This window comes from Acinetobacter sp. F-1 (assembly GCF_022869025.1).
GTDB lineage: Bacteria > Pseudomonadota > Gammaproteobacteria > Pseudomonadales > Moraxellaceae > Acinetobacter > Acinetobacter pseudolwoffii.
Map to the genome: position 1 here is coordinate 63848 of NZ_JAJKFX010000010.1, position 19335 is coordinate 83182.

The 19335-nt window shown below is 42.4% G+C and carries 30 protein-coding genes and 1 other RNA gene; 18 read left to right on the forward strand and 13 right to left on the reverse strand.

Features of this window, described 5'->3' with window-relative positions:
- The first annotated feature begins 2 nt into the window (after window positions 1–2).
- Genes lpxD through lpxA form a run of 3 tightly spaced genes read left to right on the forward strand, consistent with a single transcriptional unit; the run spans window position 3 to window position 2349 of the window.
- Window positions 3–1073, forward strand: coding sequence for a UDP-3-O-(3-hydroxymyristoyl)glucosamine N-acyltransferase (lpxD, locus tag LOZ91_RS10380; protein ID WP_074382859.1), 1071 nt, complete (start codon window positions 3–5; stop codon window positions 1071–1073).
- A gap of 5 nt (window positions 1074–1078) precedes the next feature.
- Window positions 1079–1564: a 3-hydroxyacyl-ACP dehydratase FabZ gene (fabZ, locus tag LOZ91_RS10385; RefSeq protein WP_171063349.1), complete on the forward strand. Its 486-nt coding sequence runs from the start codon at window positions 1079–1081 to the stop codon at window positions 1562–1564.
- On the forward strand, window positions 1561–2349 hold the full coding sequence (gene lpxA, locus LOZ91_RS10390) for an acyl-ACP--UDP-N-acetylglucosamine O-acyltransferase (RefSeq protein ID WP_074382858.1): 789 nt from the start codon (window positions 1561–1563) through the stop codon (window positions 2347–2349). The genes fabZ and lpxA overlap by 4 nt, the downstream gene beginning before the upstream one ends.
- Before the next feature lie 73 nt (window positions 2350–2422).
- On the opposite strand, the gene LOZ91_RS10395 is transcribed toward lpxA, so the two are convergent.
- Window positions 2423–3220, reverse strand: coding sequence for a YbgF trimerization domain-containing protein (locus LOZ91_RS10395; protein ID WP_244783139.1), 798 nt, complete (start codon window positions 3218–3220; stop codon window positions 2423–2425).
- Between the two features lie 293 nt (window positions 3221–3513).
- On the opposite strand from LOZ91_RS10395, the gene ffs reads away from it, so the two are divergent.
- An RNA gene (ffs, locus tag LOZ91_RS10400) (signal recognition particle sRNA small type) lies at window positions 3514–3610 on the forward strand.
- 192 nt (window positions 3611–3802) lie between these two features.
- Here ffs and LOZ91_RS10405 read toward each other — a convergent pair.
- From LOZ91_RS10405 to LOZ91_RS10420, 4 genes are all read right to left on the reverse strand, one after another.
- Window positions 3803–4414 (reverse strand): regulatory protein RecX, encoded by a 612-nt coding sequence (locus LOZ91_RS10405; protein ID WP_244783140.1) that lies wholly within the window; start codon window positions 4412–4414, stop codon window positions 3803–3805.
- Between the two features lie 90 nt (window positions 4415–4504).
- Window positions 4505–5545, reverse strand: coding sequence for a recombinase RecA (gene recA / locus LOZ91_RS10410; RefSeq protein WP_005096717.1), 1041 nt, complete (start codon window positions 5543–5545; stop codon window positions 4505–4507).
- Window positions 5546–5690: 145 nt separating this feature from the next.
- Window positions 5691–6131, reverse strand: coding sequence for a S4 domain-containing protein (locus LOZ91_RS10415; protein ID WP_005096718.1), 441 nt, complete (start codon window positions 6129–6131; stop codon window positions 5691–5693).
- Complete coding sequence (locus tag LOZ91_RS10420; RefSeq protein WP_244783141.1) at window positions 6124–6798, reverse strand: HAD hydrolase-like protein; 675 nt, start codon at window positions 6796–6798, stop codon at window positions 6124–6126. The genes LOZ91_RS10415 and LOZ91_RS10420 overlap by 8 nt, the downstream gene beginning before the upstream one ends.
- 221 nt (window positions 6799–7019) lie before the next feature.
- Here LOZ91_RS10420 and LOZ91_RS10425 point away from each other — a divergent pair, with 221 nt between their 5' ends.
- Window positions 7020–8321, forward strand: coding sequence for an integrase family protein (locus tag LOZ91_RS10425; RefSeq protein WP_044110199.1), 1302 nt, complete (start codon window positions 7020–7022; stop codon window positions 8319–8321).
- Here the strand turns inward: LOZ91_RS10425 and LOZ91_RS10430 are convergent.
- From LOZ91_RS10430 to LOZ91_RS10455, 6 genes are all read right to left on the reverse strand, one after another.
- Window positions 8231–8452: a hypothetical protein gene (locus LOZ91_RS10430; RefSeq protein WP_005251506.1), complete on the reverse strand. Its 222-nt coding sequence runs from the start codon at window positions 8450–8452 to the stop codon at window positions 8231–8233. The genes LOZ91_RS10425 and LOZ91_RS10430 overlap by 91 nt on opposite strands.
- 139 nt (window positions 8453–8591) lie before the next feature.
- Window positions 8592–8873, reverse strand: coding sequence for a hypothetical protein (locus tag LOZ91_RS10435; protein ID WP_244783142.1), 282 nt, complete (start codon window positions 8871–8873; stop codon window positions 8592–8594).
- Window positions 8873–9649, reverse strand: a complete 777-nt coding sequence (locus LOZ91_RS10440) for a hypothetical protein (RefSeq protein WP_244783143.1) — start codon at window positions 9647–9649, stop codon at window positions 8873–8875. The genes LOZ91_RS10435 and LOZ91_RS10440 overlap by 1 nt, the downstream gene beginning before the upstream one ends.
- A 52-nt stretch (window positions 9650–9701) precedes the next feature.
- Entirely contained in the window at window positions 9702–11105 is a 1404-nt protein-coding gene (locus LOZ91_RS10445) for a recombinase RecT (protein ID WP_244783144.1), read from the reverse strand.
- Between the two features lie 29 nt (window positions 11106–11134).
- The gene (locus tag LOZ91_RS10450) at window positions 11135–11953 is read right to left on the reverse strand and encodes a PD-(D/E)XK nuclease family protein (protein ID WP_244783145.1); all 819 of its coding nucleotides are present in this window, start codon (window positions 11951–11953) and stop codon (window positions 11135–11137) included.
- A complete protein-coding gene (locus LOZ91_RS10455; protein WP_244783146.1) occupies window positions 11950–12192 on the reverse strand; it encodes a hypothetical protein in 243 nt (80 codons plus the stop codon). Before LOZ91_RS10455 ends, LOZ91_RS10450 begins: the two co-directional genes overlap by 4 nt.
- Window positions 12193–12386: 194 nt before the next feature.
- Between LOZ91_RS10455 and LOZ91_RS10460 the strand changes: the two genes are divergently transcribed.
- On the forward strand, window positions 12387–12554 hold the full coding sequence (locus LOZ91_RS10460) for a hypothetical protein (protein WP_244783147.1): 168 nt from the start codon (window positions 12387–12389) through the stop codon (window positions 12552–12554).
- A 257-nt stretch (window positions 12555–12811) separates the two neighbouring features.
- Here the strand turns inward: LOZ91_RS10460 and LOZ91_RS10465 are convergent, their stop codons facing one another.
- Together LOZ91_RS10465 and LOZ91_RS10470 are read right to left on the reverse strand one after the other, a co-directional pair.
- Window positions 12812–13333, reverse strand: a complete 522-nt coding sequence (locus LOZ91_RS10465; protein WP_244783148.1) for a hypothetical protein — start codon at window positions 13331–13333, stop codon at window positions 12812–12814.
- 58 nt (window positions 13334–13391) lie between these two features.
- Window positions 13392–14135: a S24 family peptidase gene (locus LOZ91_RS10470; RefSeq protein WP_244783149.1), complete on the reverse strand. Its 744-nt coding sequence runs from the start codon at window positions 14133–14135 to the stop codon at window positions 13392–13394.
- 121 nt (window positions 14136–14256) lie between these two features.
- Here LOZ91_RS10470 and LOZ91_RS10475 point away from each other — a divergent pair, with 121 nt between their 5' ends.
- The 12 genes from LOZ91_RS10475 to LOZ91_RS10530 all read left to right on the forward strand — a co-directional run bounded on the left by LOZ91_RS10475 (window position 14257) and on the right by LOZ91_RS10530 (window position 19335).
- Window positions 14257–14490, forward strand: coding sequence for a hypothetical protein (locus tag LOZ91_RS10475; protein ID WP_244783150.1), 234 nt, complete (start codon window positions 14257–14259; stop codon window positions 14488–14490).
- A gap of 10 nt (window positions 14491–14500) precedes the next feature.
- Entirely contained in the window at window positions 14501–14830 is a 330-nt protein-coding gene (locus LOZ91_RS10480) for a hypothetical protein (RefSeq protein WP_244783151.1), read from the forward strand.
- Window positions 14831–14833: 3 nt separating this feature from the next.
- The gene (locus LOZ91_RS10485; protein WP_244783152.1) at window positions 14834–15721 is read left to right on the forward strand and encodes a replication protein; all 888 of its coding nucleotides are present in this window, start codon (window positions 14834–14836) and stop codon (window positions 15719–15721) included.
- Window positions 15718–16323, forward strand: a complete 606-nt coding sequence (locus LOZ91_RS10490) for a restriction endonuclease (RefSeq protein ID WP_244783153.1) — start codon at window positions 15718–15720, stop codon at window positions 16321–16323. Before LOZ91_RS10485 ends, LOZ91_RS10490 begins: the two co-directional genes overlap by 4 nt.
- Window positions 16320–16571 (forward strand): hypothetical protein, encoded by a 252-nt coding sequence (locus tag LOZ91_RS10495; protein WP_244783154.1) that lies wholly within the window; start codon window positions 16320–16322, stop codon window positions 16569–16571. Before LOZ91_RS10490 ends, LOZ91_RS10495 begins: the two co-directional genes overlap by 4 nt.
- The gene (locus LOZ91_RS10500; RefSeq protein ID WP_244783155.1) at window positions 16568–17083 is read left to right on the forward strand and encodes a RusA family crossover junction endodeoxyribonuclease; all 516 of its coding nucleotides are present in this window, start codon (window positions 16568–16570) and stop codon (window positions 17081–17083) included. The genes LOZ91_RS10495 and LOZ91_RS10500 overlap by 4 nt, the downstream gene beginning before the upstream one ends.
- A 29-nt stretch (window positions 17084–17112) precedes the next feature.
- Complete coding sequence (locus LOZ91_RS10505; RefSeq protein WP_244783185.1) at window positions 17113–17553, forward strand: hypothetical protein; 441 nt, start codon at window positions 17113–17115, stop codon at window positions 17551–17553.
- Window positions 17550–17879, forward strand: coding sequence for a hypothetical protein (locus tag LOZ91_RS10510; RefSeq protein ID WP_244783156.1), 330 nt, complete (start codon window positions 17550–17552; stop codon window positions 17877–17879). The genes LOZ91_RS10505 and LOZ91_RS10510 overlap by 4 nt, the downstream gene beginning before the upstream one ends.
- 179 nt (window positions 17880–18058) lie before the next feature.
- Window positions 18059–18322, forward strand: a complete 264-nt coding sequence (locus tag LOZ91_RS10515) for a hypothetical protein (RefSeq protein ID WP_244783157.1) — start codon at window positions 18059–18061, stop codon at window positions 18320–18322.
- On the forward strand, window positions 18323–18670 hold the full coding sequence (locus tag LOZ91_RS10520) for a hypothetical protein (protein ID WP_005251552.1): 348 nt from the start codon (window positions 18323–18325) through the stop codon (window positions 18668–18670).
- Window positions 18671–18781: 111 nt separating this feature from the next.
- Entirely contained in the window at window positions 18782–19102 is a 321-nt protein-coding gene (locus tag LOZ91_RS10525; RefSeq protein ID WP_244783158.1) for a hypothetical protein, read from the forward strand.
- 2 nt (window positions 19103–19104) lie between these two features.
- Window positions 19105–19335 carry a hypothetical protein gene (locus LOZ91_RS10530; protein WP_244783159.1) on the forward strand — a complete coding sequence of 77 codons (231 nt, stop codon included), beginning with the start codon at window positions 19105–19107 and terminating at the stop codon, window positions 19333–19335.

The window sequence follows — 19335 nt, forward strand, 5'->3', positions numbered from 1 at the left end:
CAATGAATCATCAACAGCTTCAGTTAGCTGACCTTGCTCGCCTGGTTCAAGGCGAGTGCGTAGGTCAGGCAGATTTGCGTTTGAGCGCTTTGGCCAGTCTTGAGCATGCGACATCGCAAGATTTGGCATTCGTCAATGCAGACAAATATGTAGAGCAAGCCAATCAAAGTCAGGCAGCTGCTTTAATTGTCACGGCTGAACTGAAACAACAAATAACGTCACATAAAAACTTTATTGTTGTTGCAAATCCTTATCTGGCTTTTGCGATCCTGACCCATGTATTTGAGAAAAAAAATACCCAGCGTGGTATCGAAAGTACTGCTCAAATTCATCCTTCAGCGATCATCGCCGATGATGCGTATATTGGACACTATGTGGTGATTGGCGAGCATTGTGTTGTGGGCGCCAATACCGTTATTCAGCCTCATGTACATGTCGATAATGATGTGGAAATCGGTCAGGACTGTTTTATTGATGCGCATGTGACGCTGACGGGTGGCGCCAAAATTGGCAATCGCGTTCGTATTCATGCCAATACCGTGATTGGCAGCGAAGGTTTTGGTTTTGCACCTTATCAAGGTAAATGGCATCGTATTGCCCAGCTTGGTTCTGTGCGTATTGCTGATGATGTGCGTATCGGGTCAAACTGTAGTATAGACCGCGGTGCATTGGATGATACGATTTTGCAACAGGGTGTGATTATTGATAATCTTGTGCAAATCGCGCATAACGTCAAGATTGGTGCCAATACCGCACTCGCAGCAAAATGCGGAATCGCCGGAAGCACTACAATTGGCAAAAACTGTGTATTTGCAGGTGCGGTGGGGGTAGTAGGCCACATTAATATCGCAGATAATGTCACAATTACTGGCATGTCAATGGTGACAAAAAATATTTCTGAGGCGGGCAGTTATTCTTCTGGCACACCTATGTTGGAAAGTTTGCACTGGAAACGTGCTGCTGTGCGTTTTAAACAATTAGCAGATGTGCCATTGACCCAGGTGATGAAACGACTAGATCATATGCAATCTCAAATTGAGTCCATTGAATCAACATTTAAGTTGCGTAAATAATTATGATGACAGAGTCGAATTTGCCTACATTCACGAAACCTGAATTGCCAATGAATATTCAAAAGATTCGTGAATATTTGCCCCATCGTTATCCATTTTTATTGGTTGATCGCGTGGTCGAGATTACCGAAAATGGCATTGTTGGTTATAAAAACGTCTCAATTAATGAAGAGTTTTTGCAAGGCCATTTTCCGAATTATCCAATTATGCCGGGTGTGCTGATTGTTGAAGCACTGGCACAAATCTCGGGAATCTTGGGTTTTGTGATGAACAATGAAACACCAAGTGCGGGTTCATTGTTCCTTTTTGCCGGTGCGGAGAAGGTTAGGTTTAAAAAACAGGTGGTTGCAGGCGATCAATTGGTATTAAAAGCTGAATTGGTGATGCAAAAGCGCGGCATTTACAAATATAATTGTATTGCCACTGTAGATGGCGTCGTCGCAACAACCGCGGAAATTATGGTTTCGCATCAAAAAGTCGAGCAGGCATGAGCAATAATCCCCTTATTCATCCAACTGCCATTATTGACGCATCAGCAGTCATCGCTGCTGATGTAGAAATTGGTCCATACTGTATCATTGGGCCAAACGTCACTATTGGTGCGGGTAGCAAACTTCATTCACATGTAGTGGTGGGTGGCTATACGCGTATAGGTGAATATAATGAAATTTTCCAGTTCGCCAGTGTGGGCGAGGTTTGTCAGGATCTTAAGTATGCCGGTGAAGAAACCTGGCTTGAGATTGGCGATCACAACAAGATCCGTGAGCATTGTAGTTTGCATCGTGGTACCGTTCAGGATCAGGGTTTAACCAAGATTGGCAGTCATAATCTTCTAATGGTCAACACCCATATTGCCCATGACTGCATGGTCGGTGATCACAATATCTTTGCCAATAATGTCGGTGTGGCTGGACATGTTCATGTCGGGGATTATGTGGTCATTGGTGGAAACTCAGGGATTCATCAATTCTGCAAGATTGACTCTTATAGCATGATTGGCGGAGCATCACTGATTTTGAAAGATGTGCCGGCCTATGTGATGGTGTCAGGTAATCCTGCGCACGCTTTTGCTATGAATATTGAGGGAATGCGTCGTAAGGGCTGGTCTAAGGCCATAATTGACGGTTTGCGTACTGCCTTTAAACTGATTTATAAATCAGGTTTAACCACGCAGGAAGCAATCGAGCAGATTCGTAAAGATATCTTGCCGGAAGTTGCCGAAGCACAACGTTTGATTGATTCTCTTGAACAATCCAAGCGTGGCATTGTGCGCTAAAATATTTCAAGTAAAAAAAGACACCTTTAAGGTGTCTTTTTTATTGCTGAATTAAGGGTTATATAGAAGATTATTACTTAAAAAATTTAGCTTCTTCAGATTGCGGGTAATTACTGAGTAATTTGTTCTTGTACTGGGTGGCAATGGCCGGTTTTTGCTCGACGTCCTTGCTAATGTTATGCAGTTGATAAAGCGCACGCGAAGCACGGGTCGACTTTGGATAGCGGTCTGCCACAATGGTGTAATTGCGTTTTGCTTCTTCAAAATTTGGCGGATCGATGGCCAGATTGAATTCTGCTAACCAGAAATAGGCATTGCTGATATACACACTATTCGGATTGTTTTTAATAAAGTTCTGCATGGGTGCAATGGCTTTGGCTGCACCGCCATTTTTATAGGCATCTAAGGCTACTGTATAGGCTGCTTTGTCCAGCTCGGTGGGCTGTTGTCCGCTGCTCGCTGTATTGATCTCATTCGCATTTAAACTGGGAGAACTATCCTGTGGGTTGTCCTCCGTTGGGTTTTCTTCAGCCGGTTCAATTTTTTGCTGTAACAGTTCCAGGCGCTGATCGAGATCGGCATAGCGATTGGTCAGTTCGCTTTTCAGTTGGGCAATTTCATTTTCCTGTTCTTCCATTTTGCCGCGCAAGATTCGCAGATCATTTTCCAGTTGCTGGTTTTTTTGCATAATCTGCCAGCTGGTATTGGTTTGCACAGGTGTCGATACGCCGGCAGAACTCGCAGACTGGGTATTCATTGACGCTTGATTGGCAGTCTGGCTCAAGCCCCGCGATTCGATTGGAATATTGGCAAATAGCGGTGTGGTAAAGAGTGCTGTCACTGCACACAATACGGTCTTTTTAAACATCATAAAATTTCCATAATTCTTTGTGAGATACGTATCCGCTGCTCATCTTTTAAAGAAGATCATTCATATACATTGCACACATTAAAAACGGCATTTTTAGAAATTGCAACAAGGTTTTACAAAGATCATGCGAATCTGGGTGTTGATGGATTGATTGTGAAGATCGCCTGAAAATCAGCAGAAATATCAATATTGTTTTTAAAATAATCAAACGGATAGCTTGATGGATTATTTTAAGGAACAAAGCTTGCAACTTGATTAAAAATCTCTATACTCTGTTTTTGTAATGGTAGCCCTGCTGGTTACTTCGCAATTGTACTCTATGAACCCCGCCAGGACCGGAAGGTAGCAACGGTAATAGAACTATGATGTGCCGGAGCTTTGCTGGTAGGGTTGCCACCATATTTTTCAATAATAAAAACATTTTATCCCAGCCTATTAATCTCAAAGCTCACTTCTAATATCAGCTAATTTTTAATATTTTATTATCCCGATAATTCGTTCTGCTAGCGAACTGATTTTCTCATTTTAAGATCAATCTGCAAACACTTTTGTAGTGGGTCTATTAATGAATCTGAATACAAATTAATCTTCCACTTTACGGTTAATCGCCTTAATAATCGTATCCATTTCAAAACCACGGTACATCAGAAAACGGATCTGTTTGGCCTTGAGCTTCGGATCTTTAGTAACTTCCGCCCCATATTTTTTGACTTTCAGCGCATAGGCTTGCTGCACCCAGTCAGTTTCTTTCAGTTCTTCTGCGATTAAAGCCGTATCAACTTTCTTGTTTTTTAATTTCATTTTAATCTGATTGGGGCCTTTGCCTTTACGCTTTTGGCTCGACAGCATGGTTTCTGCGACACGCTGATCACTCTGGTAATTCTCTCGTGATAATTCTTCAACTAATTCCAGTACTTCATCGCGATCCTCTGCATATAGGCATAGCTTCTCGATCAGTTCGGCTTTGGCATATTCTTTGCGGGTCAGTACGGCAAAAGCATACGAACGCAAACGTGAGCCAGTTAAGCCCGGTTTTTTCTTTTCATCATCAGGGGTATCAAACAGGCGCTCTTCTGAGTCGAAAGTGGGTTTTTGTTTCGATATGTTTTGCTGGGTCGCTTGATCATCAGCATCGCCAAATTGCTGTTTTAAAGTTTCATAATCGAGCAGTTTGCTGAATTTTGCCTCTGACATCTTTCTCTCGCATTTTATCATCTACCCATAATAACAAAACGCCCCGTAGGGCGCTGTGTCGTGATGTTTAAAGACTAGGCAGATAATAGATTAGGCATCTAAAAGATCTGCTTCTTCTTTATTATCTTCTTCAGTGATCACGGCTTTGGTCAGCAGTTGCTCGCGAATCAGCTTTTCAATGGTTTGTGCCATTTCTTTATGCTCTTCCAGATAACGGATGGTATTGTTCTTACCTTGGCCAATTTTGTCGCCTTGATAAGAATACCACGCACCGGCTTTCTGCACGATTTCTTGCTGTACAGCAAGATCGATCAATTCACCCAGATGGTTCACGCCTTTGCCGTACAGAATCTGGAACAGGGCTTCTCTAAATGGAGGTGCCATTTTGTTTTTCACGACTTTGACTTTGGTTTCAGAACCAACGATCTCGTCACCTTCTTTCACCTGACCAATACGACGGATGTCTAGACGTACAGATGCATAGAACTTCAATGCGTTACCGCCAGTCGTGGTTTCCGGGCTACCGAACATGACACCAATCTTCATACGAATCTGGTTAATGAAGATCACCATACAGTTGGAACGCTTGGCATTACCGGTGATTTTACGCAGTGCCTGGCTCATCAAACGGGCTTGCAGACCCATATGCGAGTCACCCATTTCGCCTTCAATTTCCGCACGTGGCGTTAGAGCAGCTACAGAATCGACCACGATCATGTCAATTGCACCAGAGCGTACCAGCATATCTGCGATTTCAAGTGCCTGTTCACCGTGATCGGGCTGCGATACCAACAGGTTATCAATATCTACGCCAAGTTTACGCGCATATTGCGGATCAAGTGCATGTTCGGCATCGATAAATGCGCACGTACCACCGGCTTTTTGACATTCTGCAATTGCTTGCAGGGTCATCGTGGTTTTACCTGATGATTCAGGACCATAAATCTCGACGATACGGCCCTTCGGCAGGCCACCAATACCGAGTGCGATATCCAGAGTTAAAGAACCTGTAGATACAGCTTCAACAGCCTGAACGGTATTGTCACCAAGACGCATGACTGTATTTTTACCAAACTGTTTTTCAATCTGGCTTAAGGCAGCGTTAAGCGCCTTGTTTTTATTCTCATCCATCTTACAACCTCAATACGATGTCACTCAGTTAGTACTCAAGTGGATGTCTTAAATTAGAGCTTTGTTCCACAGGCGTATAGTGACAGAATTTTCCCTAGTGTTCTATCAATGTCAGCGCATGTACGACACATTCTGACGCTTGAATTTAATCGTCATTATACGACCATGACTGATCAAAACTCTGACTATTTTCATTTTTAAATTTACTGATATCCCGGCGATCTTTCTTGCTTGGACGATGATCGGGACGAGCTAGATTATGCAACTTTCTTTGTGAGGTAATCAATTCCCGTCGAGCAATACTGACTTCGGTTTCTTCATACAGTTTTTGTGCCACAGGTGCGGGCCCACGAACATCGGAAAGTTCTTTCACCAGGACGGTTTTCTTGTCGATGCCTTGCTGAATCGTCAGTTCCATGCCAACACGAACTTCGCGTGATACTTTGACACGTTCACCATTGTGGTGGACTTTACCACCTTCAATTGCATGTTTGGCAATGGAACGGGTCTTGAAAAACCGTGCTGCCCAAAGCCATTTGTCTATACGCATGCCTACCGCATCTTCGGGTAAAGACGATTTACGCATATTTTTTCTCTACCTCAGCCTGGTTTAAATGAGTGATTAAATCTGTTAATTGGTGCAGCATCGGGTAATTACAAGTCTGACGTGCTACTTTGGCTGAAGAGGGCTGCTGGATGCTGAACAGGTTCTGAATACCATAGGCTTGGGCCCCATTCAGGACTTTTTCAGTATCATCAATAAAATAAGCATTTTCCGGATCAAATGGATGCATGGCATTCAAGCCTTGCCAGAATTCAACAAATTCTTTGGCATGCCCAATCGTTTCTGAACTGACAATCACATCAAAATAATGGCTTAAATTTAAGTGATCCAGTTTAAAGGCCAGTCCGGCACAATCGGCATTGGTAGCCAGCCAGATCGGGTAGCCATTCGTTTTAAGATAATCCAGTAATTCGAGACAATACGGGCGTAAGGCGACTTTGTCTTTATGTTCAATCTGCATCGCCAGAACATCAACTTCGACTTTAGCCGTCCAGAAGCGTGAGGAGTACCAGTTTAGGGTATGATTATGTTCCTGATAGAATGCGGAGAGGGTCGCCTGACTGTGTTCCATGCTACAGCCATGTGTGGCAGCATAACGCACAGGCAGCAACTCATTCCAGATGAAATCATCGTAGGCAAGATCAAGTAAAGTTCCATCCATATCGAAAATTATAGTCGGCCTTTCCATTCAACATTCTCCAAAGTTTTTCAAAGTTCAACAAAGCATATAGAAAAGCTTTAGATTCAATAGAATTATTCAACTTTCGCGTTTATTAACGGCAATCAAATAAATTCAAAGTTCAACAAAGTCATTTACCTTTCAAGAAAAAATATGTACATATGTGTGTACATAATTTTGCTCTGCCTGAATATGTACAGAGTATAGAACATTTGGACTGGAAAATTTAAATGGCTTTAAGTGACAGTTGGCTAAAATCCAACAATGGAAAACCGCGTGAAAAAGTTGAGGTGGTGACGGATCGGGATGGCCTGTCAGTTCGAATTACACCTAAAGGCAAGATTGTCTTTCAATATCGCTATCGTTTTGGCGGTAAGGCGAAAAGACTGGACTTAGGCACTTATCCCTTACTCAGTTTAAAAGATGCCCGGATACAGGTACATAAATATAAAGCTGAACTCGACCAGGGCAAGGATCCAATGCAGCTTAAACTGAAAGGGGAAAGCGACTATCTGAAACAGCTCACCGTTAAAGACATTTGTGATCTCTGGTTCAATACAGTTGCCATTCATAAAGTCTCTTACAAGGATGATTATCGAGCCTTTGAATTGCATGTTTACCCGCGTATAGGTAGACGGATCTGTGATGACGTATCTTTGCAAGAGTGGTCGCAATTGCTTTTTGATATTGCTGCAGATGCTAAAACCGTATCGATTAAAGTACTGGGCAATTTAAGAATGATCATGCGTTGGGGATGCATTCACGGAAAATTACAGCATCAGCCTATTCAGCACTTGAGAGCAGCAGATCTAAACGTAAAGAAAGTGAAACGCTCACGCTATCTTTCAGAACAGGAAATATTCTGGGTGGTACATGCTTCACTGCGATCCAATGCCATCTCACCAAAAAACAAAGCCATTATTATCATGCTGCTGTTCTTCGGTTGTCGTGTATCAGAATTAAGACTGGCCAAGAAGTCTGACTTTGATTTTCAGGAAATGATCTGGCACGTACCACCAGAGAATCACAAGATGGGGGATCGTACCCATAAGCCTATTATTCGGCCCATCATTCCACAAATTGTGCCATTCATTAAGTATGTTTTTTCACTCTCACCTGATAGCTGTGAATACGCTTTCCCGAACTTGAAGGGTAAAGCCTATACCATGTTGGCCAAAAGTTTTCAGACCACCATACCTGTATATGTGAATGAAAATGTGCGTAAGCGTTTTGGGGTGGAGATCCAGCACTGGACCACACATGATTTACGCAGAACGATGAGAACGCATATATCAGAACTGGCACCACCGCATATCTGTGAAATTATGCTTGGCCATGGTTTGCCTGCAGTATGGGGAACTTATGATTTACACGAATATTTAGATGATCAGGCGCAGGCATATGAAAAGTGGTTCTTCAAGCTCTGCGCCATATTGGACAATTACGAGCGCTTTGATATCAAAGGCTGTATTTCAAGTGATTCAAGCAATCCGTTGTCTCTTTCCCAGGCATCCACGGCTTTGATCCCGTAACGGCTGCTTGAGCGCCCATGTGCTTTGATCACTGGTTCAGGAAAATCCTTTTTATTGCGCCAGTTGATCAAAGTGCCTTTTGTTACCCCATAACGCTTCAGTAACTCAGGCGTTGAGATATATAAAACCATCAAGACACCTCCTTTGAAACCTTCAAATATTCCGCTTTAGCAGCTGCCCAATTCGCTGCATCGCATGGGCTTAAACCTTGTTCTTTGCACCAGTTGGTACACCAGAGGAATTGAGCATCATCAAAGTTCATTGGCTTTCTCAGCTTTTCTTTGTTTGCATTACTTTCAGATTTTCAGTGGCTTCATTCACCATGTCGTGAAGCATCTTGGCCATATCATCTAAGTGATGATCTGCAGCCTGATTAAGCAAACCTGCAATTCCATTACCGGCAACAAGAAAAGCAAAATCTAAGGCTTGAGCTGGATTATCCTTCTGCATACGATCATGAATCTGGCCAATAAAAACTTTGAAGATCTGATCAACCACTTGCTCTGTTGTGCCTTGAAGTATGTTTGTCACATTGATTTGTTGATCTTTCATCACGCCACAACCTCTTCGGATAAATGAACGCCTACCAAACGACCACCATCAACGCAGAATTTCACAGTATTTAAGTCAAACAGGTTGGCCAATAATTCAATGAGTTGATCTTCCTGCAGTGTTAGTTCACTTTTACGGGTTACAACAGTTTTGATTTGTGCTTTTAAGCTGCTGATTGCATTTACAGGCTCCTCCGTTGGCTTATCACAGAATACTTCCCATACTTCTTTTGCTGGTTCTCTCGGAGCCGCTGGCACTTCAACAGGTTCAATCACATCAATCTCCTTTTCTACATGCTTTGCTAATAAATATTTAAAGCTGCCTAATTTTCCAATCCGTTTCACAGATCCATTTTGGGTGAGCCTATAGATCGAATTAGTGAACTGCTTGTCACTTATTTCTGCAGTAGTCATGAGTTCGGCCTTACTCAACCCACTAGGGAAGTCTTCTAAATAGTGAAGAATCGCTTTTTCTGCACTAATCTTTACTTCATTAGTCGCCAATTCAGACTTTGGCTTTACAACTGGCTTTGGCTGAGCCACAACCTCATCTGCTACTTGGTTAGCATTCACCAAGAAATAAACACCTTGTTCCTCATCCACCTCAATAAGACCCAAAGCAGCTCTTACTGTCTTTACGCTTAAGCGGCATACGCTCATTAACTGGTTAATAGACAGGCCAAGCGGATCATTTTGAAGAGCCTTAAAAACTTTATCTTTAGCTTTGTTTAAAGCTTCACGATCATGATGTCTTTTTAAATCTGCTGCTGAATTCATTTTTATCTCCATTGCTTTCTAAACCACACCCGAAGGCGTGGCCATATCCGTATTATTTACTTGGGAACATATCCATCTGATCTTCGATCAATTTCTTTTTTTGCTGGTAGGCTTGCAGTAATTCCTGTTGATGCTCATTGGTCAAGTTCGGCTTCGCTGCATTCATTTGCTGGGCGACTTGTCGAAGATCTTCACCGTTCTTGGCATCAGAAATCAGTAGGATAAGACCGCTTTTAACTGACCCACTTTTGAGAGCATCTACAGCTGGCGCTTGTGATGCCTCAAACTTGGCGCGTACTTCTTCAATGTTGCCTACTAAATACTGAGCATCACCCTGATTTAAAGCACCGTCATTTTCGATCTGTTCTTCGATATCCAGTACATCGGCCAAGGATCTTGCTGTATTCAGAGCCTTGGCATAAGCACGTCTAAGCTCACCAGAGGCAGGTTGTTTCTTTTGCTGTACCAGTGCTTCAGCTTCTTGCTGTAAGCGCTTTAATTCATTTACGCTTAGTTCGCCTTCGGCCGCCTCATTTGATGTTTGATTTTGGACATTTTCAACTGGTGCTTCTTCCACAGCCTTAGGTTGACGTGAGCGTTTTGGCTTTTCTTCTGCAGGTGCATCGGTAACAACTTCTTTCACAACATTCTGTTTAATACTGTCCAGCGTTTGCGGTGCTTCTTGTGGTGCTGGTTCAGGCGTAATATCAATGATTGATTCCATTTCTTCTTCCTGAGTGCGTAAGCCCATTAGAAGATCTGGCGCATAGATACGACCGAAGAATGAAGCAGCACGATAGCGAAGCATCTGTTCAGGCATTGATTGCCATTTACTACCGTTCTTTTGATACCAGCCTTCTTTTACAGCCATTTCCATGGTGATAGGAGTCGATTCCAGACGCTCACCAGTCGCTTTTTCTACAACCCAAGCCACACACTTATAATTCTTAACGCGAGCAGTTTGATTTGATTCTACTGGCTCTTTTTTCTTGGTAGCTTGGTTATAAACCCATTCAGTCACAGCATATGGGATTTCCACTTCTTCCTCACCGCCAGTAATATCAAAGCGTAAAGGGCTATAACGACCACTACTATTGATTGCAGCAATAATGAATTGGCTTGACCAACTCGGACGACCGTCCACCAGGTAAAGGTTTTGCATGATCATCATTGGATCTGCACCTAAGCGCTGAGCCATATTCAAGGCAATAATACAGTTAGATACGCCGTTTGGATTTGCTTCAGGACGGTATATCCATTTTTTAGCCTGGGCATCATAGCGATCCTTAACCATAAGAGTGTTGCGGAAAGCTTCAGGAATGATCGTACTATTGGCCAAACTTTCAGCCATGTGGTGCATCGCCTGAAAGCCACGATAAGTATTAAAGTTTGCTTCAACATTTTCAGGTTTACGTTGAGCGCGAAGTTGTTCAGTTGTCATTACTTGAGAAGTCATTTTGATATTCCTTATTTTTAAAAAATTAATTACTTACGAAATTTGCAGGTAGCGTATGCAGGGCAGAACTTTTCATTGCAGAGCATTGATTTAGAGTTGCCGTAAAACGTGCCGTGTTTAATGATTTTGGCCGCGTGGTGCAGTAGTCCTGGATCTTCTTCAGTACCCAGCAGTACTTCTGCAGGTGATTCAATTTCACCAATACCCACGTGTTGACCTTTATCTGTTTTGCCAGTCGTCAAGCCATAAATACGGGCAGGGGCTGTTACCGGTTCCTGTAGAGCATGTGCAGCAAGTACGGTATAAATTCCCATCTGTGGAGCATGGCCAACGGTTTTTACTACGCCGTCATTAGTTACAGCAGCCTTGCCGGTTTTGATATCAGAGATACCTAATTCACCTTCATCGTTTTCATAAATGCGGTCGATGGTGCCAGTAAGCTCAATGCCTAGATCTGCAAGAATCAAAGATTCACAACGTACTTCCACACCAATGAAGTTCTGAGTAGGTGCAATGTGGGTGATGTACTTGTGCATTAATGACTGGCCAATGGACTCAGCAGAGTTTTGATCCAGATCAGACCAGTCCACTTCTTCATTCGGTTGCCAGATCTGGTGATGCAAAATTTCTTCGCATTCTTCCAGGCTAACTTCCTCACCGATTAAGTTCAGGTGATCCCATTGGGTTACAGCTTCATGAATTGCGGTACCCAAGCGAGTGCGTGCACCAGCTGGATTGCGTTTATTCAAAAGATTCTTGGCTTCCCAACGTGCAGGGCAATCGAACAGATCGCCTAACGATGAAGCGCGGATCGGGATAATCCGGGTAGGATTGACATAGGCATTCACTTCGCACCCCCAACAGCTTGAGCAATGGCTTCTGCCTGGTATGCAGATTCTTTATCTGCTGCATAACCAGCCATTAAGGCAAGACCCATAAAGATTGAGAAAAGGAGCATCCAAGCCGCTACATTTGAAGCGACTTCTTTCGCTACTGATTTCGGTTCTGGGTGTTGGTACAAGCGCTCAGAGGTCATGCTCGATTGACCGAACTCTGGCAGGTTGCTTTGAATAGGATTTTGTTTCATACTTATCTCGCTTTAATGCAAGCCCGCTAGATTTCCAGTCCCTGCGGGCTTTTTATTGCCTGTGATTTAATTAAACCTTAGATTTAATTTCATTGCAATAGGTTGTTAAACCAGAGATTGAATTATTTTTATATTTAGGATTTAATAGACAAAAGAAAACCCATCACAGGGATGGGTTGTTTGGAGTTTTAAAAATGTTATCTAATCAAAATATTGAGGATTTGATTAAGATTTTATCTAAAGAAAACGAAAAAGGTAACGATGGTGCAGTTGCAAGTTTAATTGTTTTCCTAAACAAAAATAATATTAATCTCTGTTTTTGTATGGATGGCATTAGTTGGGTCAGGTGTCATCCCCAATAAATCCACCTTTACTATCCTTATATCTAACTCTCATGTTCTCTTTGTCGCATCCAGTCATTTTGTGGCAATGAGGGCACTGAGCTAAGTTATTTGATAGTGTTGCGGTTATAAAGGCTAGGTCACCGCCAATGAAGATTGGCGAATTAAACCACTCCTTACAATGTTGGCAGCGAATTTCAATTGACTCTACTTGTTGTTGCATGATTCTCTCCACCCGATCCAGGAGCCGCTCGGGTATGCGGCTTTATTTTCTTGAATTATCCATGCGATTGCATCTTTTCCCGCGCAACAGCTTCCATTAAAAAGTTTTTCTTAATAGACCACATTTGTTTTTTTGAATGAAAGGATGGATTTAGCTCGGAAATTACATAAAAAAGCCATTGTTTCCTTTCATCATTCTCCATGTAGCTAGTTACATATTCGCTTTTTTCAAATGGTACAACACCAAGTAAATCTCCCTTTTTTATTAAATGATCTCCTGTGTAATGTGTTGCTGTGTGGGCATAAAATGGCGGATCACCAGCTACCTTTATCATAATTGGCTCAGATGGCCTTTTCATATCTTGCATAGATATGGCAAGCACAGGCTTATCTTGAACTATATCCGTATCCATGAAATTACATACCATTTCAAATGCTGCATCATTGTCTTTAAAATGCATAACCTCCATTTTATTTTTCTTTTTTTTCTTAACGTTAAAATAAATTTTTAATATCCAAGCCAAAGAAATGATAAAAATAAAACCCAAAATAGCTAATATGTATATTAATATTTCCATAAGTAGAATAATCTTCAGTTCCTGAATTAAAGTAATAAATAAAAAAGTAGATCACTTATTACCGTCTAATTTTTCTTGTTTCGGCCTTCCACCAATATTGACCAATAATATGAATACCTTCAGCCTCTATTCTAGCTGGTGAATAATATTCATCAGGGTATTGAATTTTATCCTCATTACGTGAGACTGCTTTAAACCCACCAACCCCCTGATCATTCCAATTGAATAAATACTTAACCTTAGTATCTTCACCTACCTGAAAAGCATATATTTCACCGTCGTAAACTTTGGTTGCTGACATATCAACCGAAATTGGCTGTCCATCAGAGAATACTGGCCGCATACTTTCGCCACGAACCCGAATAACCTTTGTGGTGCCTATATTTACATTGCATTCCGCAATTAAATACATAGGAAATAACATTTTTTTAGTACTGGGCTGTTGTATATTCAAATACCCACCACCCGCACTTACAAACACTTCATCATAATAATCAATTGCCACATATCCATCAGGAATAGGATCCCCATCTTCGTAAGTAATAACTTCTATATCTGTTATTTCTGCACTTTCTTCTGCTGTATTGAGCATCGATCCATTGCCATCCAATAACCATCCGGCATTGACACCAGTTAAATTGGCTAACTTTTTAAGAGTCTCTCTACCTATTTTCCCCTTTTTCCAATTTGTGGCAGCTTGAGCTGATAGCCCAATTTTTACAGCAGCAGCTGACCATGCTAAATCCGCATGATCCAATGCTTTTTGAATACGCCCAACTAAAGAATCCATGATTAACAACATATAAATAAAACCTTTGGTTTAAATTTTAAGTTTTTTTGAGAAAATAAGAAGCAACCATAGATTGTATTAATATTAAACCTATGATTTAATTTTAAGTGGAAGCCTATAGGGAATACTTAAATTGAATCCAATTAAATTTGCACTTGAATCTGTTGGTGGCCGAACAAAAGCCGCAAAACTTCTTAATCGCTCTTATATGGCGGTCAGCAAGATGGAGAGCAGAGGAACCTTGCCACGTACCGAATACACTGGTGAGACCCAGTATGCGGAGATTCTTGCAGAAAATAGTAATAGCGCTTTTACAGCGGACTGGCTGAGAGAAGCTGCTAAGCCAAAACAGCCAAGCAACAAGTAGGGGGTGTTTCATGTCAGAAAAACTAAATGCTGTTGCAACACTACGCTGTTCTTTTGATGAAAAGAACAAAGCTGAGGCTATAGCTCGGGTAAAAAAATTTAATTCAATATCTGAATATTTACGTGATTTGCTCATGAAGGATATTTCTGCAACTGAGGAATATCTGCATTGTCTAGCAAAAGAGTTCGACCTGGCTATGAATACAGTGTCTACAGTGCATACGCCATTTTTTGAGCTTGCACCCGAACCATTACCAAAATCTACAGGCAACAAAAAAGCCCAACTGCTGGAACAGATGGACTTTCTTGCCGTTCACTCAGAAAGTAAACGAGGCATGTAACTAATGTTGAATTTAGCACAGGAACGACAACCGGCTCAAGCGCTAGTTTTACTGTTTCCCAAAAAAGAGCGACTAACGATGACAGGGATAGATGAGGGCTATACAAGGTTTCCAAATCTGCTCATTGACTCTGAGATTATGGCGGATCTGAGCGACAAGGCGTTCAAATGCCTAGTGTTCATAGTGCGTCAAACTCTAGGCTTTGGGCGCAATTCTCACACCATTTCAATTACTCAGTTCCAAAAGTATTGCGGTATTAAAAAGGAGGAAACCGTTACCAAGGTAATTCGTGAATTAGAGCAAAGCAAAGCTATTAAAGTTGAGCGTAAATCAGGGTGTTTGAATGAGTACTTCCTCACGCTTGACCAGTACCAACAAACAGTACCACCCCCATCAAAGGGGGGTAGCCCCATGAAACAGGGGGAGAGTACCACCGCCACAAGTGGGGAGAGTACCCCCATGAAACAGGGGACTATTAAAGAAAACTTTAAAGAAAATATTAAAGAAAATAATAAGAATAAAGCGCCGGCTGAATTTGTTCCTCAGGATCGTGGTGCTTTGAATTTTATTGACTACCACTCTGAAGACTCAAAGTTGTATTCGCTGAAAGATCTATCCGGGACCTACCCAATCAAACAGGACTTCATGGCTCAAGCAGCTGTGAGTTTTCCAAAGCTGTCACAAGACATCGTACTTGAGCAACTCAAAGAGCTGGCGCAATGGTCAGTTGGCCAACCTGAACGCATTTCTCAAAAGTGGATGACCACCTGGTTGAACTGGTTACGCAATTACCAACCTGCAAAACCGAAGGCAGAAGCAAAACAACCTAAGGCTGAACAACCAAAACGCCATCGCTATGGCCAAGGTGTAATTCCACGAGGTGAATCATGAGCAATATTCAATTATTCCAGGATGCATTCGTTGTTGATTTCCCAGCTGAGATTGCAGACCAGGTCTTAGGTCGGATGCAAGCGCTGTACGGTGAAATGTTCGATAAAAAATACGGATATATCAATCCAGCAGAGCTGCAATTCACTGTTTGCACGGTGTTGAACGGTTTGAAACCTGCAGAGTTGCGCCGTGGCTTAGAGCGTATGAATTCTGAAAAATGGTGCCCATCACTTCCAGAGTTTCGTTCTTGGTGTGTGCATGACGGCGACTGGTGGACAGCTGAACAGGCATGGGCCAAAGCTTTAAATTTTGAATCAGATCCGACCAATAAGATCACGACCTTGGCCAAACGTGCACTGGATGAAGTACGCCACATACTCAAAACCGAAGGCCAGAAAGCAGCTCACTTTGCATTCAGAGATATTTACAGCGATTACCTAGACAAAGCTAAAAAATCCGGACGTGTTCAAGTGATGTATGTACCACCGGTAAAACCAGTAGCGATTGAGCATAACGAGAAGAATCGTAAAGGCGTGCCATGTCCACCTGAATTGGCGGCAAAAGTGAAAGGTGTTTTTAATCGTACAGGGGGTGCAGCATGAGTATCAGTCAATCACACGGCCACATGTTTGAACTCACGATTGAAATCGTTTTGTTCATCACGTTCCGGAGAAAGAAAACCTATGTGCAGGATGTTCTGGATGATGTGGTTTCAGACGTAAGCAAAAGAACTGTGCAGAAGTATCTGGCATCACTTGAGAAGCTTGGATACATCACAGGCGATAAAAAATACCCACAAGGATTCTTGCCAACCGAAAAAGCTAAACAATTATTTGAGGCTGGTACATGACTGGAACCCGTTGGAGCGAAAAACAGTTAGAAGTTCACTTGAATAAGCACAATTTGCGCAAGGAATGCGCGTCAGTGCAATTTAAAAACAAAATTGAAGCAAAGACACATGGAGCAGAACAAAACGCCGTAGACGCGAAACTAGAGCGAAATAGCGCAGGGGGTGAAAAAGTCATTTTAGATTTTAATTTGCCGGCTATTCCTCCATCGGTAAACCACTACTGGAAGAAATCTGGACGCGGTTTCAAGTTGAGTGACGAGGCAAGAGATTTTCACGATCTGGTCAGCATGTTGGTACCGCCAACCAGAACAGCAGCACGGTTAAAACTGGAGGTGACGTTTCATTTTCCAAATCGGTTAAGACGGGATATCGATAATTACTTGAAAGCAACGATTGATAGCCTGGTGAAGTGTGAATTTTGCGTAGATGACGAACAGTTTGATGAGCTGATAGTACGCCGGGGCAATGTTGTTAAAGGCGGATTACTCAAAATAAAAGTGATGGAAATCTAATGATTATAGGGGTTGCTATGGGACGTTCTATGGGGCTGCAACTAGTGGGTGGGGAGTGTGGAGAGGGGGTATATACGAACGATCCTCGCGCGCGCGCGCGTTTTATCAATCTGCATACCAGAAAGAAGGTCAAAGAGTTCAAGTTAAAACTTCGAAATTACAAGCGTCCGGACTTCAACAGAATGATTCTGGACTTGGGCAAATGCGGCTGGACACACGAAAAGATTGCAGACGTTCTGCCTGTATCTGGTGCTTCAACTGTGAGTGAATGGGCGCGTGGTGGCGTTCCAAACTATGACAACGGCCATGCATTCATTTTGCTCTGGCAAACAGAGACGGGCATTGTGCGCTACCCACTGGAAGGTGAATGGATGACATACAAGTACAAGATTGGTCAGATGGATATTTTTGAAGACGGCGGCCTGTGTGATCAGGTCATTGATGAGTTAGATCGGGAGTTGGGGCTATGAACGAACTAATCAAAAGTGAGGTTGAATCAGTAGAAGGTGAATATCTTACCGATACTGAATACCGTATGGATCAAGTCATGAAGCGCTACCAAGAGCAGCTGATGTGGGCAGAAGAGCTAAAAAGGATTAAGCGTCAGCGTGAAATGGAAATGGATCTATTGAGGATTCAAGCCAGAATTAATCAAAGTGTATGGCTTGCAGGAGCCTTGCACCAGTATGAAGTTGAACGAGCCAAGAAAAAACAGCATTCAAAGGAACTTGATAAGGCATTAATGCTGATCTTTTTGATCATCGGGGCTGGAATTGTGAAGGCAATATTTCTATGAATATGCCACCTGACTACACCCATATCGAGAATGACGGCACGCCGTGGAAGGAATCCAACGGCGATTGGTTTTACTGGCGTGAATTATGGGGATGGTGTCCGTATGTCGGGCCGAAGAATAGTAATTTTTTTAATAAGTTTAGGTGATCTATGAAAAACACAATTAGAGTTGGGCGATACATGAATAAATCTACAAGCGCTAAAGAGCTTATACAGAAATGGGCGTGTTTAAATCCTGAAATTAAAGATGGTGATGTTGTTCGCGGTAGAACATTTTTACTTAATCTTGAGAAAATGAACCGCTGTGTTTTCTTTCCTGTGAAAAATAATCTGGTGATTCACGATTGCCACTTTGCGGGAGCTAAAGAAGGCTTAAAAGGCGACTGGTTAGATAAATTTAATTCCATGGTTTACCGTGATGATCTAAGCGTGGAGATAATTTAAATGAATACGATCAACGAGCGCATGCGCAAAGATGAAGGTTTTAAAAAGTGGTGCTTTGATACGGGACTGGTGGGTAATAAAAATTGGTTTAATTTAGAGAATGGCTCTGGAGATGAAGTCTATATAGCTTTTGAAGCGTGGGAACACCAACAAGCTATCATTGAGTCTCACGAGCAGCGCCGCATTGAGTTGGCTAAAGAGAATCAAAGATTGCATAAAGAGGTAGCGGCCTATAAGTCTCAGATCCGTGATGCTATCAATGCGTTCGACAGTCTTCATAGCGAGTCTTTGAAGGATGATGTTCGGGATATTGTTAAACCATTTATCTCGGATGATCTCTGTGAATAGCTTGGCAATAAGCATGCCAATTCTCAAGTTTTCCTGAAAATACACAATAAAGCAGAACACCCACACCCCCACAGTAACCCTATTCAATCAACCACTGAATAGGGTTTTTTTATGGCAGCTCGCAAAGTAAATACACCAGGTGCAACAGAGAAAGCACCGGAACCAGTCAGCACAGCAGAACAGGACGATGCAGCGTTAGAACACATCACAGGTCAAACGTCTGAAGCGCCACAAGACCAGTCTACTAATGAAACCAGTTCACTAGGTGCACTAGTTGAACCTGTCGAAGACTCACGTATTGGCCAGATCCTTGTAAACCAAGCACGCATCGAAAAGAAACTCGACCAGTTATTAAAGTCGGGTGGCATTGAAGTGAAGAAAAAACAGCGCTGGTCCCAAGGCAAATACGGTCTAGAACTTAAGGATATCTAATTATGTGTGGTGGATTCGTAGGCAAGGCCATTAGCACTGTGACTGATGCCATTGGTCTGACTGATACCAAGGCAGCATCCAAGGGCTATGACGCTCAGGCAGCGGAAGCCAAAGCCCGAGCAGAGGCACAGACAGCGGAAAATGCAGAGATTGCCACACGTAAAAAGCGTAAGGCATCTGAAGTGCTTTCTTCTGCATCTGATGATGAAAAGAAATCAACACTAGGCGGTTAA

Bases quoted from the DNA above. Each gene is read 5' to 3' on its own strand.
- LOZ91_RS10490 (WP_244783153.1), top strand. From the start codon at position 15,718: ATGAGCAATATTCAATTATTCCAGGATGCATTCGTTGTTGATTTCCCA.
- LOZ91_RS10515 (WP_244783157.1), top strand. From the start codon at position 18,059: ATGAATAAATCTACAAGCGCTAAAGAGCTTATACAGAAATGGGCGTGT.
- LOZ91_RS10530 (WP_244783159.1), top strand. From the start codon at position 19,105: ATGTGTGGTGGATTCGTAGGCAAGGCCATTAGCACTGTGACTGATGCC.
- LOZ91_RS10455 (WP_244783146.1), bottom strand. From the start codon at position 12,192: ATGAAACAAAATCCTATTCAAAGCAACCTGCCAGAGTTCGGTCAATCG.
- lpxA (WP_074382858.1), top strand. From the start codon at position 1,561: ATGAGCAATAATCCCCTTATTCATCCAACTGCCATTATTGACGCATCA.
- LOZ91_RS10470 (WP_244783149.1), bottom strand. From the start codon at position 14,135: ATGTTGTTAATCATGGATTCTTTAGTTGGGCGTATTCAAAAAGCATTG.
- fabZ (WP_171063349.1), top strand. From the start codon at position 1,079: ATGACAGAGTCGAATTTGCCTACATTCACGAAACCTGAATTGCCAATG.
- LOZ91_RS10420 (WP_244783141.1), bottom strand. From the start codon at position 6,798: ATGGAAAGGCCGACTATAATTTTCGATATGGATGGAACTTTACTTGAT.
- recA (WP_005096717.1), bottom strand. From the start codon at position 5,545: ATGGATGAGAATAAAAACAAGGCGCTTAACGCTGCCTTAAGCCAGATT.
- LOZ91_RS10505 (WP_244783185.1), top strand. From the start codon at position 17,113: ATGGGGCTGCAACTAGTGGGTGGGGAGTGTGGAGAGGGGGTATATACG.
- LOZ91_RS10405 (WP_244783140.1), bottom strand. From the start codon at position 4,414: ATGTCAGAGGCAAAATTCAGCAAACTGCTCGATTATGAAACTTTAAAA.
- LOZ91_RS10460 (WP_244783147.1), top strand. From the start codon at position 12,387: ATGTTATCTAATCAAAATATTGAGGATTTGATTAAGATTTTATCTAAA.
- LOZ91_RS10395 (WP_244783139.1), bottom strand. From the start codon at position 3,220: ATGATGTTTAAAAAGACCGTATTGTGTGCAGTGACAGCACTCTTTACC.
- LOZ91_RS10500 (WP_244783155.1), top strand. From the start codon at position 16,568: ATGACTGGAACCCGTTGGAGCGAAAAACAGTTAGAAGTTCACTTGAAT.
- LOZ91_RS10435 (WP_244783142.1), bottom strand. From the start codon at position 8,873: ATGAAAGATCAACAAATCAATGTGACAAACATACTTCAAGGCACAACA.
- LOZ91_RS10465 (WP_244783148.1), bottom strand. From the start codon at position 13,333: ATGGAAATATTAATATACATATTAGCTATTTTGGGTTTTATTTTTATC.
- LOZ91_RS10445 (WP_244783144.1), bottom strand. From the start codon at position 11,105: ATGACTTCTCAAGTAATGACAACTGAACAACTTCGCGCTCAACGTAAA.
- LOZ91_RS10485 (WP_244783152.1), top strand. From the start codon at position 14,834: ATGTTGAATTTAGCACAGGAACGACAACCGGCTCAAGCGCTAGTTTTA.
- LOZ91_RS10525 (WP_244783158.1), top strand. From the start codon at position 18,782: ATGGCAGCTCGCAAAGTAAATACACCAGGTGCAACAGAGAAAGCACCG.
- LOZ91_RS10510 (WP_244783156.1), top strand. From the start codon at position 17,550: ATGAACGAACTAATCAAAAGTGAGGTTGAATCAGTAGAAGGTGAATAT.
- lpxD (WP_074382859.1), top strand. From the start codon at position 3: ATGAATCATCAACAGCTTCAGTTAGCTGACCTTGCTCGCCTGGTTCAA.
- LOZ91_RS10440 (WP_244783143.1), bottom strand. From the start codon at position 9,649: ATGAATTCAGCAGCAGATTTAAAAAGACATCATGATCGTGAAGCTTTA.
- LOZ91_RS10430 (WP_005251506.1), bottom strand. From the start codon at position 8,452: ATGGTTTTATATATCTCAACGCCTGAGTTACTGAAGCGTTATGGGGTA.
- LOZ91_RS10480 (WP_244783151.1), top strand. From the start codon at position 14,501: ATGTCAGAAAAACTAAATGCTGTTGCAACACTACGCTGTTCTTTTGAT.
- LOZ91_RS10425 (WP_044110199.1), top strand. From the start codon at position 7,020: ATGGCTTTAAGTGACAGTTGGCTAAAATCCAACAATGGAAAACCGCGT.
- LOZ91_RS10415 (WP_005096718.1), bottom strand. From the start codon at position 6,131: ATGCGTAAATCGTCTTTACCCGAAGATGCGGTAGGCATGCGTATAGAC.
- LOZ91_RS10495 (WP_244783154.1), top strand. From the start codon at position 16,320: ATGAGTATCAGTCAATCACACGGCCACATGTTTGAACTCACGATTGAA.
- LOZ91_RS10520 (WP_005251552.1), top strand. From the start codon at position 18,323: ATGAATACGATCAACGAGCGCATGCGCAAAGATGAAGGTTTTAAAAAG.